The 14,230-nt window shown below is 66.5% G+C and carries 10 protein-coding genes; 6 read left to right on the forward strand and 4 right to left on the reverse strand.

The window, feature by feature from the left end; all coding sequences use genetic code 11:
• The first annotated feature begins 124 nt into the window (after positions 1–124).
• Positions 125–1,522, forward strand: coding sequence for an exopolysaccharide biosynthesis polyprenyl glycosylphosphotransferase (locus tag HNP98_RS07680; protein ID WP_173809467.1), 1,398 nt, complete (start codon positions 125–127; stop codon positions 1,520–1,522).
• Positions 1,523–1,570: 48 nt separating this feature from the next.
• Positions 1,571–2,344 carry a WecB/TagA/CpsF family glycosyltransferase gene (locus HNP98_RS07685; protein WP_173809468.1) on the forward strand — a complete coding sequence of 258 codons (774 nt, stop codon included), beginning with the start codon at positions 1,571–1,573 and terminating at the stop codon, positions 2,342–2,344.
• 72 nt (positions 2,345–2,416) lie between these two features.
• Here the strand turns inward: HNP98_RS07685 and HNP98_RS07690 are convergent, their stop codons facing one another.
• On the reverse strand, positions 2,417–5,521 hold the full coding sequence (locus HNP98_RS07690; protein ID WP_173809469.1) for an Ig-like domain-containing protein: 3,105 nt from the start codon (positions 5,519–5,521) through the stop codon (positions 2,417–2,419).
• A 475-nt stretch (positions 5,522–5,996) separates the two neighbouring features.
• Between HNP98_RS07690 and HNP98_RS07695 the strand changes: the two genes are divergently transcribed.
• The 4 genes from HNP98_RS07695 to HNP98_RS07710 all read left to right on the forward strand — a co-directional run bounded on the left by HNP98_RS07695 (position 5,997) and on the right by HNP98_RS07710 (position 10,920).
• Positions 5,997–6,965 (forward strand): polysaccharide deacetylase family protein, encoded by a 969-nt coding sequence (locus tag HNP98_RS07695; RefSeq protein WP_173809470.1) that lies wholly within the window; start codon positions 5,997–5,999, stop codon positions 6,963–6,965.
• Positions 6,966–6,996: 31 nt separating this feature from the next.
• Entirely contained in the window at positions 6,997–8,205 is a 1,209-nt protein-coding gene (locus tag HNP98_RS07700; RefSeq protein WP_173809471.1) for a glycosyltransferase family 4 protein, read from the forward strand.
• Positions 8,206–8,354: 149 nt separating this feature from the next.
• Positions 8,355–9,239 (forward strand): aldo/keto reductase, encoded by an 885-nt coding sequence (locus tag HNP98_RS07705; protein WP_173809472.1) that lies wholly within the window; start codon positions 8,355–8,357, stop codon positions 9,237–9,239.
• A gap of 10 nt (positions 9,240–9,249) precedes the next feature.
• Positions 9,250–10,920: a GMC oxidoreductase gene (locus HNP98_RS07710; protein WP_173809473.1), complete on the forward strand. Its 1,671-nt coding sequence runs from the start codon at positions 9,250–9,252 to the stop codon at positions 10,918–10,920.
• A gap of 1 nt (position 10,921) precedes the next feature.
• On the opposite strand, the gene HNP98_RS07715 is transcribed toward HNP98_RS07710, so the two are convergent.
• From HNP98_RS07715 to HNP98_RS07725, 3 genes are read right to left on the reverse strand one after another with little or no spacing between them, the layout of a single operon-like run.
• Positions 10,922–12,118 (reverse strand): glycosyltransferase family 4 protein, encoded by a 1,197-nt coding sequence (locus tag HNP98_RS07715; RefSeq protein ID WP_173809474.1) that lies wholly within the window; start codon positions 12,116–12,118, stop codon positions 10,922–10,924.
• A 20-nt stretch (positions 12,119–12,138) separates the two neighbouring features.
• Complete coding sequence (locus HNP98_RS07720) at positions 12,139–13,335, reverse strand: hypothetical protein (RefSeq protein ID WP_173809475.1); 1,197 nt, start codon at positions 13,333–13,335, stop codon at positions 12,139–12,141.
• Positions 13,335–14,201 (reverse strand): glycosyltransferase family 2 protein, encoded by an 867-nt coding sequence (locus tag HNP98_RS07725; RefSeq protein WP_217425690.1) that lies wholly within the window; start codon positions 14,199–14,201, stop codon positions 13,335–13,337. Before HNP98_RS07725 ends, HNP98_RS07720 begins: the two co-directional genes overlap by 1 nt.
• Positions 14,202–14,230: the final 29 nt, after the last annotated feature.

Genomic DNA, 14,230 nt, shown 5'->3' on the forward strand with positions numbered 1-14,230 from the left:
TACAACTAAATAGCTTTATAACACCAATTCTCAAAGCCTTGCCCTGGCTTGCGCCGTATGTTGCTCGCACAATCGCTCCGACGAGCGCGGGTGTTTTGATATAACCCTACCTTTTATATCAGCTATGATACTCTACGCACGCCGCACCCACATCAATCAGCTCATTCTGCTGACCATTGATGTTATGATAATTTTCGGAGCCTTTCGCTTCATCGAACTCTACCACCGGGGCGACTGGCAGTTCGGGGGCGACTACCCGCTGTTTTTTGCCATCTTTGGGCTACTCTGGTGGATTGTGGCCGGCCAAGTGGCCAGCCCCGCCCCCCTGGACCGCCTGACAACGTACCCGGAAAAGTTCTGGTCTTTGGTGCGGGCCTTTCTGCTGCACGCCGTGGTGCTCGTGGCGGGCATTTTGATTCTGCGGGTGCGGCTGTTGCCCATCCGCTACTTGGTGTTGCTGTACGGGTCGGCGGGGATGGCCGTGATCAGCACCCGCCTGGTGCTGGCCCGTTTGTACCGGCTTTACCGCTTTCGCTGGGCCCGGCCCCACAGCCGGTTCATCATCGTGGGGGCCAGCCGCAGCGGGCGTGAGTTGCACGAGTTCCTGACGCTGCACGACCCGGTGGCCAACCAGTTCCTGGGTTTTTTCGCTGACGAGCCCGCGCCGGACAGCGTGCAGCCCCTGTTGCGTGGCCGCTTGGCCGACGTGCAAGACTTCTGTTTGCGCGAGCAGGTGGACGAAATCTACTTCGCCCTGCCCCTCAACCAGACCGATTTTATTCAGGAGCTGTCGAGCTTTGCCGACGACCACTTCATGGCTTTCCGCATCGTGCCCGACTTCGAGGGCACCCTGCACAAGGGCGTGAGCGTGCACTACCACGGCCGGGGCCCCATCCTCACGGTGCGCCGGCACCCGCTGGGCTTCCGGGCCAACCAGATTGCCAAGCGGGCGTTCGACCTCGTATTTTCGGGCTTGGTCATCGTCGGCATCTTTCCGTTCGTGCTGCCCGTGCTGGCGCTGCTGATTAAGCTGGACTCGCCGGGCCCCGTGTTTTTCAAGCAGCTGCGGCCGGGCAAGCGCAACAAGCTTTTTCCGTGCTACAAGCTGCGCACCATGCGCACCGACATGGGCGGCACCGAGCTGCAAGCCACCAAGGGCGACGCCCGGGTGACGCGCATCGGGCGTTTCCTGCGGGCTTCCAGCCTCGACGAGATTCCGCAGTTCTTCAACGTGTGGCTCGGCCACATGTCGGTGGTGGGGCCCCGGCCCAACATGGTATCGCAGCTCGAAGAATACTCCAAGCACATCCATACCTACGCCCAGCGCCACACCGTGACGCCCGGCATTACGGGCTACGCCCAAGTGAACGGCTACCGCGGCGAAACCCGCGCCGAGGGTTCGATGGAGAAGCGCGTGGAATACGACCTCAAGTACGTGGAGAACTGGTCGTTGCTGCTGGATGTGAAAATCATCGGCAAAACGGTGTGGAACATGATTGCCGGCGAGAAGAACGCCTACTAATGGCCTCAACCTATTAGCTACGGTGCTGTTTATTTCGTATTCTTGTCCATGCTAACGAAGCAACTGGTTCTTGATTCCCGCATCTCCACGGGCTCGTTCGACGAGTTCGTGGAAAACATTTTGCAGTTGGGAGCGGCCCGTTCCTCGGCTTATGTGTGCTGCGCCAACGTGCACATGGTGGTAGAAGCCCACCGCGACGCCAGCTTCCGCCGGGTGCTGGACGAGGCCGACCTCGTAACGCCCGACGGGGGCCCCGTGGCCAGCATTGCCGGCTGGGTGGGCGGCCACGCCCAGGGCCGCGTGGCCGGCATGGATTTGGTGCCCGCCCTGCTCACCGAGGCGGCCCGTCGGGGCCAATCAGTGTACTTCTACGGCACCACCGACGACGTGCTGGCGGCCATCGTGGCGCGGGCCCGGCGCGAGTTGCCCACCCTGCGCTTGGTGGGCACCTGCGCCCCACCTTTCCGGGCCCTCACCCCAGCCGAGGAAGCGGCGCACGTGGCCGCCATCAACGCCGCCGACCCTGACCTGCTGTTCGTGGCCTTGGGCTGCCCCCGGCAAGAGCGCTGGATGGCCGCGCACCGCGGCCAAATCCGGGCGTGCATGCTGGGCGTGGGCCAGGCCTTTCTGGTGTACGCGGGCATGGAGCAGCGCCTGCCCGTGTGGGCCCGCCGCTTGTGGCTAGAGTGGGCCTACCGCCTGTGGCTGGAGCCCCGCCGCCTGTGGCGGCGCTACCTCGTCACCAACACCCGCTTTCTTTACCTTATGGCTCGCAAGCTGTTAACCCGCAAGCCAGCGGCCCGCAAGTTAGCAGCGGGCTAGTCAATAAAACCGAAAGGGCCCGCCTGGTATACCAGGCGGGCCCTTTCGGTTTTATTGACTACCGGTCAATGGTTAGTGCTTTACCTCTAACCGCTGCACGGAGGTGGGCAGGCTGCTTTGGATTTGCAGCACGTACACGCCGCTGGGCAGGTCAGCCGTGCGCAGGATGAACTGGTTGTCGCCGGCACGGGCCTGCTGTTCAGAGCGAGCCACGGGAGTGCCCTGCATGTCGGTCACCACCAGCACTACGGCAGTGGGCTGGGGGAAATTGACCGCCACGGCCACCTGGTCGTCGGCGGGGTTAGGGTAGAGCGTGGGGGCAGGGGCCAGCGCGGCGGCGGAAGCCGTCTGGCCGGCGCTAGGGCCGCTTTGCAGCACCAGTTCGACGTCGTCGAAGTAAAGCCACTGGTTCGCGGCGGCTTTGGTGTAAAAACCAATTTCGCACTGCCCGGCCGACACGGTCACGTTGGGCAGCGTTACCTGTACCCAATCGGCGGCGGCCGGCAGCGCGAGGGTAGCGGCCAGGCCGCCGTAGTTCTGCACCTGTAGCTGCGACTGGCCGCTGCCTTGCACCCAGGCCCGCACCGCGTAAGTACCGGCCGGCAAGTTCTTCACCACTTGGTAGGTGTAGATTTCGTAGGCGCTGGTGCGGTAGTGCGTGGCGTGGTAAGTGCCCGAATGGGCCCTGCCGTACGTTTCGGTGTAGTCGGCACCGGCGTCGGTGTTCAGGCCCGTCACGGTTTGCCAGCCCGTGGGCGAATCTACGGCCGCCCCGTCGGCTTCAAAGCCGGGGTTGAGCAGCGCGGCGGAGGACACCTGGCCCGTGCTAAGGCCGCTCTGCGCCACCAGCTCTACGTCGTCAAAGTAGAGCCACTGGCCGGCCCCGGCTTTGGAGTAGAAGCCAATTTCGCACTGTCCACTCGTCACCACTAGGTTGGGCACCGCTACCTGCACCCACTGCCCGTTGGGCGTGGCGGGCGCGTCCACTACAATGTCGGGCCCGCCGTAGCTTTTGATGCGCAGCTGGGTTTGGTGGCCGCCCCCGCCCTTCACCCAGGCCCGCACCGCGTAGCTGCCGGCCGGCACGTTTTGCACCATTTGGTAGGTGTAGATTTCGTAGGCGCTGGTGCGGTAGTGCGTGGCGTGGTAAGTGCCCGCGTGCGCCCCGCCGTACGTTTCGGTGTAGTCGGCGCCGGCGTCGGTGTCCTGGCCCGTCCAGGTTTGCCAGCCCGTGGGCGAGCCCACGGCTGCCCCGTCGGCTTCAAAGCCGGGGTTCAGCACTAGGTTGGCCCCGGCGGCCACCAGTACGGGGGTCGGCACCGCCGCCGCCACCGACACGGTCACCGCAGCCGAAGTCGTGGCCGCGCCCGTGTCGTCGGTGGCGCGGGCGGTCAGCGCGTAGCTGCCGGCGGCCGGCGGCGTCCAGCTCAGCTGGTACGGGGCCGCGGTGGCCTCGCCCAGCTTCGCAGAGCCGTTAAAGAATTCGACTTTGGCCACCGTGCCATTGGCGTCGGCCGCCGTGGCAGTCAGGGCGATGGCTTGGCCCAGCACGATGTTGCTGGTGGCGGTCAGGGCCACCGTGGGCGGGGCGTTTTGCGATTGTTGCTGCGCCACCAGCTCTACATCGTCGAAGTACACGAATTGGCCGGCCCCGGCTTTGGAGTAGAAGCCGATTTCGCACTGCCCGCTCGTCACCACCAGGTTGGGCAACGTCACCTGCACCCACTGCCCATTGGGGGTAGCGGGCACGTCGGCCGTGGCCACGGGCCCGCCGTAGCCCTTGGCTTGCAGTTGGGCCTGGGTTTGGCCGCCGCCGCTGCGCACCCACGCTTTAAAGGCGTAAGTACCGTTGGGCAAGCTGTTGACGACCTGGTAAGTGTAGACCTCGTAAGGCAAAATGCTGTAGTGCGTGCCGTGGTAGGTACCCGAGTGGGCCCCGCCGTAAGCCTCGGTGTAGTCGACGCTGGCGCTCGTGAGTCCACCCGTCCAAGTTTGCCAGCCGGTGGGCGAACCCACGGCCGCCCCGTCGGCTTCAAAGCCGGGGTTGGCTACTTGGCCGGCGACCGGCGCGGCCGGTGCGGCCGGAGCCGGCTTAGCCGGCGCGAGGACGGCCCCGAGGAGCCCGGGCACGACGCCGTTCTGCAACAGTTTGGATTGCCAGAGGGTCCACTCGGCCGCTTCCGTTACCGCGGCGATGGGGGCCGGCAGGTGAATAGTGCCCTGGCAGGGAGCGCAGGCGTCGGGGGCCTCGTCCTGGCGGTCAGGGAAGGGGCTGTTGCCGCCCCAGCGCACCACGCCCACGGTGTTAGCGGCCACCCGGTTGTTGTAAAACACGCCGCCCGGCTGCTGGTAGTAGTTGAACACCCCCAGCCCGCAGAAGCCCGCGTTGAAGCGCTGCCCGCTGGGCAGGTAGCCGCTGGTTACGGCCCGGTTGTCGTGGTAGTAGATGTCGTGGCCGCTGGCGATGTTCATGGCCGAGTTGCCGATGCTCACGAACTGGTTGTGGTCGGCTTCTACGAAAGCCGTCGCCTCGTCGGCCGTTTGCGCGTCGCCGTCGGTGGTGATGCCCGTGCCCGTGAACTTGGCCGACGTGGCCGGAAACGGGTACGCCCCGCGCACGAAGTTGTCGTGCACGTGCACCGGGCTGCCGGCCGTCCCCGACGAATTATAGAAGTTGATGTTGTCCTCCACCAAGCTCTGGTCCGGCGTGTTGAGCACCTCGTTGTAAGCAATTTCGACCCCGGGCAAGTGCTGCACCGTGTTCAAAATCAAGAAACTCGACCGCGAGTCACCCCCGTTGCGCCAGCGCCCGTCGATGTTGCGGGCTTGGTTATAGCGCACGGTCAGCGTGGGCCCCGCGCCGGCCCCACTCCAGCGGTTGACCACGATGCCGCTTGTGCCCGAGAAGAGGTTGTGCTCAATTACCAGGCTTTGCGACTGGTACGCGTCCACGAAGTGGCCCGGGGCTTGGTTGTTCACCGTAGGGGCCAAGCCGGTGCCGGTGCAATTGCGCACCACCAGGTTTCCCCCCGACCCCGACTGAATCAGGTTGCCCGCCCCGGACAGGTTGCAGCCCTGGAGCACCACGGGCGCGGTGGTATTGACCAGTATGCACGGCACGCCCGAGGTGAGGCTTTGGTAGTTGCCGGTGTAGGTACCGCCCTGGGTGATGACCAAAGGGCCTGCGTAGCTGATGGTTTGTGCTTGGGCGGCCCCGGGTGCCAGCCCCCCCGCTCCAACGGCCAGTACAGCGCCGGCAACGGCGGGGCAAGCCCGCATCAGTTTGCCGAAAAAGTCATATTTTTTTACCATAAACATACTGGTTAAGGTTGCTGGTTACTAAAAATCTTCATAATCCATAAGTTCTGCTATGGCAAATATAAGGCGCCATCAGCAAACGTAAACTATTGAATTACGCACTTGTATGAAAAAAAACACCGAACCGTTTGCTTTACAAGACAATAATATTAATAATAGTAAAATGCAATTTTTGTGTGTTCTGTGACTGTAACCAAATACCGGCAACGTTCCCAGCTGAACTGGCAACGATTGCGCTGGGCCACTATTAGTTAGCGCTTGTTAAGCGGAACAAATTCGCTACTTTAGTTGCTAATTATTATTTGTTTAAGTCACTTTCGCCCCAGTTGCTGCTATGGATCGTGTTTGGAAACGGGTGCTCAACGGGCTCGACGAAAGAGTGTCCCTGGTCCACTTAGCAGCCGTGCCCGAGCGGCCCGCGTTGCTGGTGTTCATGTTTCACGTGCTCTTCGAGGACGTGGACGAGATGGAACGGCACGAGGTAGACCCGCAACAGCGCATCACCACTGAGGTTTTTGCGCAGTTCGTGGCTTACTTCCTGGCCCACGGCTACGCGTTCGTGACCCCGGCCGACGTGCTGGGCGGCCTCGAGCCGGCGCGGAAATACGCCCTCATCACTTTCGACGATGGGTACTACAACAACCGCCGGGCACTGCCCATTTTGCGCCAGTACGGCGTGCCGGCTACGTTTTTCATCTCGACGCACCACGTGCTGGCCAACCAGGCCTTTTGGTGGGACGTGGTGTACCGGGCCCGGCGGCGGCAGCCGCTGGCCCCGGCGGCCCAGCAAGCCGAATACGCACGGCTGAAGCAGCTGCGCCACCCCGAAATTGCGCAGTACCTGCTGGACCAGTTCGGGCCGGACGCGCTGCGGCCGGTGGGCGACCTGGACCGGCCGTTTACACCCGCCGAGCTGCAGGATTTCGCCCGGGCCCCCGGGGTATTTTTGGGCAACCACACCGCCCACCACGCGGTGCTCACCAATTACAGCCCCGTGGCGGCGGCGGCCGAACTAACGGCTTGCCAGCACGACCTGGCGCACCTCACCGGGCAGGTGCCCTGCGCGGTGGCCTACCCCAACGGCGACACCTCGCCGGCCGTGGTAGCCGCCGCGGCGGGCGCGGGGCTGGCCCTGGGGGCCACCGTGCGGGCGGGCAAGAATTACCTGCCCTTCGCCCGCCACGGCGTCGATGCGCGGCTGCTCAACCGCTTTCTGCTGTGGGGCGACCGGGACGTAGCGCGGCAGTGCGCCCTTTTCCGCACCGACTTCCACCTCAAGCAACTGCTGCGCCGGCAGCGCTAGCGTTCGGGCCCGCCCGGCCTTCCCCCGCCCCATGAAAATCCTCTGGCTCGCGCCCTGGCCCCACCCACTAGACGTGGACGCGCACCCGGTGCCGTGGGTAGGTACGCTGGCCAACTTATTAAAAAAGCAACCCGAGATTGAGCTGACGGTGCTGAACTGGTCGCACCGCCTCGCATCGCCCGTGGACGAGTTCACCGCCGACGGCCTCCGTTTCATCTACCTCAAAACGCCCACCGTCCGGCGCGACATTCTTACGCTCTACCGGCGGCGCATCCGTGTCGTGCGGGCCTACCTGCGGGCCCATGCCGGGGCCTACGACTTGCTGCACCTGCACGGCTCGGAGCTGCAGCTGCCCGCCATGACCGCCGGCCTGCCCGTGCCCCAGTTGCTGACGGTGCAGGGATTAGTGTCGCAATACCCACCTTTCGTGCCCAATCCGTTTTCCATCCTGAAGGTGCTCTGGACGCTGGCGGGCCTCTACGAGCGGCGCTACCTGCCCGCCGTGCACCATTTCTCCTGCCGCACCCACTGGGACAAGGCTTTGGTGCGGCAGCTCAGCCCGGGCTGCACCGTGTACCACAACTGGGAGGTCATCCGGCCGGAGTTTTTTCAACCGGCGGCCGGCCCCGCCGCGCTGGGGCGGCCCCAGCTAGTATTTCTGGGAGGCGTGCAGGTAATGAAAGGCTTCCGGGAAGTGCTGGCCGCGCTCGACCTCGTGCGGCGGCAGGCCGACGTACGGCTCGTCGTGGCCGGCCAGGCCACCGCCGATGAGGTACGGGCGGCGGTGCGGCGGGCCGGACTGCGCCACGTGGGGCCCGACGACGTGGTGTGCCGCGGCCTGCTGGCGGGCGCCGAGCTGGTGCAGCTCTTCCACGAGTCCTGCTGCCTGCTGCACCCTTCCTACGTAGACAACAGCCCCAACAGCGTGTGCGAGGCCCAGGTGGCCGGCCTGCCGGTGGTGGTGGCCGACGTGGGCGGCGTGCACTCGCTCGTGGAAGACGAGGCCACGGGCTTATTTTGCACCCTGGCCCCGGCCAGCATCGCCGGGCAGGCCCTGCGCCTGCTCGGCGACGCGGCCCTGCGGCAGCGCCTGGCCCACCGGGCCGCCGCAGTGGCCCGCCAGCGCCACGACCCCGCCGTGATCGTGGCCCGCACCCTGGCCGCCTACCGGGCCGTGTGGCAGGATTTTTACGGCGTGCCCGCGCCCCCCGCCCCGGCGGCCCTGGCCGGGGCGCGCTAGTGGGCGAGGCCAGGACCCCGGGCCCGAAAACCGGCCGGTTTGGCCGGCCGACCCATCTTAGTCCGGCCGCTGCACGTATCTAGGCGGGGGCGTGCCGGCTTGGATGCGGCCGCTCCTTCCTTACAAACGCCGCGCACGCTGCTGATTGCATGATTTCTATAAACCAATTGTCGCGGGTGGGGCTGGGCACCAGCCGGGCCGCCTCGCTGGGCAGCCGCATGGCCCCGGCGGCTTTCAACGCCTTCCTCAAGCTGGCCACGGAGCAGGGCGTCAACCTGATTGACACCTCGGATTTTTACGGCTCGGGCGATGCGGAACGGCTCATCGGCCGGGGCCTGCGCACCACGGGTTACCCGTTTTTCGTCGTCACGAAGGCCGGGCTGCCCCGCGTGCACGCCCCCGGCTGGTTGTCGCCCCTCAACCAACTCGCCAAAAAAATCAAGCAGCGCGCCGGGGCCCGCAACAACTACTCGGCCGCCTACCTCGTGGGCAGCGTGCAGCGCAGCAACCAGCGCCTGGGCGTGGAGGCCGCCGACGCCCTGCTGCTGCACGAGCCCACCTGGGAGGCCCTGGCCGGCACCGACGCCTGGGACGGCCTGGCCCGGATTCGGCAGCAGGGCCTGGCCCGCTACACCGGCGTTTCGACCGACGACTACCGGGTGGTGGAGGCCGGCATTGCCCGCGGGCAGGTGCAGCTGGTGCAAACGCCCGTGGGCTGGGGCCCCGGCGGCCGCGCCATCGCCGAACTCTGCCGCGCCCACGGCATTCCCCTGATTGCCAACCAGGTACTGCAACCTTACCCGGCTTTGCAGCAGGCGTTTGCGCAGCACGCGGCGGCTATTCAAGGGATGGACGGGCTGGCGGGCATCTCGCTGCCCCAGCTGCTGATTGCCGCCGCGCTGGCCGAGCACAAGGCCGACGCCGTGCTGTTCGGCACCAGCAACCCGGCCCACCTGGCCCACAACATGGCGGCGCTGCGCTACGTGGCCAGCCTGCCCCCGGCCCTGCCGGCCATCACCCAGCTGCTTTCCTGACCATAACTGCATGATTGTTACCGAAAACACTTTTCAACCCGGCCACACCCTGGCTGCCGACGTGTGCATCGTCGGCAGCGGGCCGGCGGCCATTTCCCTGGCCTTGCGCCTGGACGGCACCCCGCTGCGCGTGGTGATGCTGGCGGGCGGCGGCTGGGCCGAAACCGTGGCCAGCCAGGACTTGTACCGGGGCAGCGTCTGGCCCGCCGGCTCGCACGAGCCCCTGGAGGAAAACCGCCGCCGCCAGTTTGGCGGCACGTCGGCGGCCTGGGGCGGGCGGTGCATTCCCTTCGAGCCGCTTGATTTCAAGGCCCGGGCCTGGGTGCCCGGCAGCGGCTGGCCCTTCGCCTACAGCGACCTGCTGCCCTACTACCACCAGGCGGCCGAGCTGTGTCAAATTGGTGATTTTGAGTTCGATGCCCAAAAAGCCTTTCCCGGCAGCCACCCGGAAATTCTGGCGGGCCTCGACTCGGAGGAGCTGGTTTCGTACCCGCTGGAACGGTGGAGCCCCCCGGTGCACTTTGGCAAGGCCTACCGGGGGGCCCTCGAAAAAAGCGCCAACATCCAGGTACTGCTCGACGCCCACGTGCTGGCGCTGCACGCCCCGGCCGGCAGCGCTACGGTGAGCCACGCGGAGGTATCGCTGCACGGCCAGGCGCTGACGGTGGCGGCCGGGCGCTTCGTGCTGGCCACCGGCGGCATCGAAAACGCCCGGCTGCTGCTGGCCTCCGCCAACGACCAGTTTCCGGCCGGGCTGGGCAACCAGCACGACAACGTGGGGCGCTACTACATGGTCCACTTCAGCGGCACGTACGCCGACGTGAAGCTGCGCGACAAAACCCAGCTGCGGGCCGACTTCGAGCGCGACCCCGGGGGCGTGTACTGCCGCCGGCGCTGGTGGTTCCCCGAGCCCACCCAGGCGGCGCACCGGATGCTAAACCACGTCTTCTTTCTCTACCACGCCAACACCGACAACGGCCACCGCGACGTGCTGTTCTCGTCGCGGTTCGTGGCCAAGTCGGTGCTCTCCATCCTCAGCCAGCGCTCGGTGGCCCAAACGGCGCACCAGGCCCGGCTGCTGCTGCCGGGCCTGCGCGAGCACGCGGCCAACATCGTCAAAAACGGGCTGTGGGAAGTGCCCGACCTGGTGCGGCTGGGCCTGAAGCGGATGGCCAAGCGCCGCTTGCCGTTCCTCATGCCCTCGAAGCAAAATGCCTACTGGGGCCTGTACTTCCAGGCCGAGCAGGCCCCCAACCGCGAAAGCCGGGTGGTGCTGTCGGCCACGGAGAAGGACGCCTTCGGTGTGCCCCGTGCCGAAGTAAAGCTGGCGTTTCTGGAAGCCGACCTGGAGTCCATCGTCACGGCGCACACGCTGTTCGTGGACCGCTTCCGGGCGCAAAACCTGGGCGACATTACCTACGACGAAGACGAGCTGCGGCGCTACCTGCACAAGCGGATTGCGGCCTACAACTCCGCCTCACACCACATCGGCACCACCCGCATGTCGGAAGACCCGCGCACCGGCGTCGTGGATGAAAACGCCAAAGTGCACGGGGTGAGCAACTTGTACGTGGCCGGCTCTTCGGTGTTCCCCACCGGGGGCCACGCCAACCCCACGCTCACCATCGTGGCCCACGCCCTGCTGTTGGCCGACTATCTGAAGGCCCAGCCGGCGGCTTAGGTCAGGCCACCGGTTGCTGGCTGTCCATTTTGGCGTACAGGGCCAGGTACTCGTCCGCGATTTTGGCCAGCGGAAACCGCTCGGCGATGACGGCCACGGCCCGCGCCGACAGCCGCTCGTACAGGGCATGGTCGGCGAGCAGGCGGTTCACAGCTTCGGCAATGGCCGCGGCGCTGGCCACGTCCACCAGCAGGCCGCCATCGGCCACCACCCAGGGCACGGCCCCGCTGGCCTGGCCGGCCACTACGGGCACCCCGTAGGCCATGGCCTCGGCCAGCACCATGCCGAACGATTCTTCGAGCGAAGCGTGCAGCACAAAGGTGCTGGCCGCAATATGTTTCAGCACCTGCTCGTGGGGCGTGGGGCCCATGAACACGACGCCCTCGATGCCGTGCTGGCGGCAGAACGCCGCCGCTTCCTCGCCCGGCACGAAGGCCGTGCCCATGCCCCAGAGCACCGCCGCCGGGTGCTGCTGCCGCACGGCCCGGAAGGCCAGCAGGGCCGTGGTGCTGTTTTTGCGGTCGTCCCAGCCGTTCACAATCATGCTGATAACGGGCCGCTCCGGCGGGGCCTTCGTGGTGCTGGGCTGGGCCGGAATGACCACCGGGTTGGCCACCACGGCCACCGGGGCGGTGGTCCAGGGCTGCACCGTGGCGGCCATGTACGGCGATACCGCCGTGAACCAGTGGCCCTTGCGGAACACGTAGCGGGCCATGAGCAGGTGAAACAGCCGGTTGAGCGTGCGCACGTACCGGAAGATAATCTGGGCGTTGTCGTGCACCGTCACCAGCGTTTGCGGGTCGTAAGCGAGGCCAGCCAATGCAAACTCGTAGGTCCAGTGGGCGTGCACCACCGCGGGGCGGAAGCGCCGCAGCACGGCCAGCAGCCCCTGGCGCTCGAACCAGAAAAAATCGGCGGTGCGGCCCAGCCGGCGGCCGTTGGGGCGGAAGGTGCGGCGGCGGGCGGGCACCACCACGTAGGTCAGGCCGGGGCCCTCGTGCACGAAGGGCGGGGCATCGTCGGCCAGCTGGTCGTCGAGGGTCACGGCCAGCACCCGGTGGCCCCGGGCCACGTATTCGCGGATGAGGTTGCTGATGAGCGGGGCCCCTTCGCGCCCTTTGGGGTACGGGCGGGCACTCCGCTCGGCCGGGGGCAACAGGTCGTTGGTGGCAATGGGGGCCAGCACTCCGATGTACATGCGGGAAGGAAAACGAAAGCCTATTTGGTCGGCTTTGGGGCTGTAACGGGGCCAATGGCCACGCGGTTCTGGGCCAGCTTGGCCTGCCACCGGGCCCACTCGGCCTGCTCGGTGGCGGCCGTGACGGGGGCGGGCAGGTGCTGGGTGCCCGCGCACGGGGCGCAGGCGTCGGGGGCTTCGTCCTGGCGGTCGGCGAAGGGCGCGTGCCCGCCCCAGCGCACGAAGCCCACCGTGTTGTTCACCACCCGGTTGTTAAAAAAAACCGTCGGCGGCTGTTTGTAGAAGTTGAACACCCCCAGCCCGCAGAAGCCCGCGGCGAAGCGCCGCCCGTCGGGCAGCTGGCCGCTGGTCACGGCCCGGTTGTCGTGGTAGTAAATGTCGTGGCCGGCGGCAATGTTCATGGCCGCGTTGCCCGTGGCCACGAACTGGTTGTGGTCGGCCTCAACGAAGCCGGCCGCGTCGGTCAGGGTTTGCGCGTCGCCGTCGGTGGTCAGGCCCGTGCCGGTGAAGTGGTCGGCCGTGGCCGGAAACGGGTAGGCCCCGCGCACGAAGTTGTCGTGCACACGCAGCGGGCTGCCCGCCGTGCCCGACGAGTTGAACAGGTTGATGTTGTCTTCCACCAGGCTCTTATCCGGCGCGTTCAGCACTTCGTTGTAGGCAATTTCGACGCCGGCCAGGTGCTGCACCGTGTTCAGCAGCAGGAAGCTGCTGTGGGTGCCGCCGGTGGCGTTGCGCCAGCGCCCGTCGATGTTGCGGGCCCGGTTGTAGCGCATGGTCAGGGTTTGGCCCGGGGCCCCGGGGCCGGCCCAGCGGTTCACGCCGATGCCGGTGGTTTGGGCGAACTCGTTGTGCTCGACCACCAGCCGGCGGGGCCGGTAGGCGTCCACGAACCGGCCGGTGGGCTCCTTGTCCACCGTGGGCGGCAGGCCCTGGCCCCGGCAGTTGCGCACGGTCAGGTCGGCCCCCTCCCCGGCCACGATCAGGGGGCCGGGGCCGGTCAGCACGCAGCCGTCCAGCACCACGGGCTCGGCCGTGGCCACGCGCACGCACGCCACCCCGGAGGCGCGGCTGCGGTAGGTGCCCGCGTAGGTGCCGCCCTTCGTGATGACGAGCACGGCATCGCCCGGGGCGGCGGCGTGGCGCACGCAGGTTTTCAGTCCGCCCCAGTCCAGCCCGGCCAGCCACAGCCAGCCCACCAGGCTTTTGGCCGCGCCCATCAGTGCAGGAAGTAGCCCACGATGCGGCGGGCGTAGCCGTTGAGCAGGAAGTACGGCAGGTAGGGCCTGGGGCAGTTCTTCAGGGCAAAGTGCGTGAAGTTGACCATGTTGCCCCCGCCCCGGATGCCGAACAGGTGCTGGTAGTAGCCCTTCACGCTGCGCTGCTGGCGCGTGAGGGTCTGGCCGCTCTCCTCGGGGTAGGTGCTGAGCTGGGCGGCGTAGTTGCAGAGCACCGGGAAGCCGGCGCGGCGGGCCACGCTGGTGTAGTCAAAATCAGCCAGGTAATGCGGCAGGCGCTTCTCGTCGAACAGCCCGATTTTCTCAATCACCGCCTTCGGAATGAGCAGCCCGCGCCCCGGCAGGTACGTGACCGGGTGCAGTCCGGTGCGCTGGCCGGCGGGCAGCTCCTGGAGCAGGTCGGTGCGCGTATTAGTCTTGAAGTCAAGCCGTTCGCCTCCATAAATAGCCTCGCCGGTGGCGGCGTCGAACTCCAGGGCCCCCAGCACGGCGGCGGGGTGCTCGTCAGAAGCGGCCAGCATCTCGGCCACGAAGTTGGGCGCGGCCACTACGTCGTTGTTCAGCGTCAGCACGCGGGTGGCCCCCAAATCCAGGGCCCGGCGGATGCCCAGGTTCACGCCGGCGGTCCAGAACAGGTTGCCGTCGCCGGTTACCACCTCCACCGCGGGATAGTCGCGGGCCAGGGCCGCGGCGGTTTCATCGGTCGAGCCGTCGTCCACCACTACCGTGCGAAACGCCTGGCTGGTTTGCTGGCGCAACGACTCCAGGCACTCCCGGGTGTAGCGCCAGCGGTTGAAAACGGGGATGACGACGTAGAGCACTTCTTTGGGTAATGAATAAATGGGCAAATGAGTAAATGAGTGATGCTTAGCGAGTG

The organism is Hymenobacter caeli (assembly GCF_013294115.1).
Classification (GTDB): domain Bacteria; phylum Bacteroidota; class Bacteroidia; order Cytophagales; family Hymenobacteraceae; genus Hymenobacter; species Hymenobacter caeli.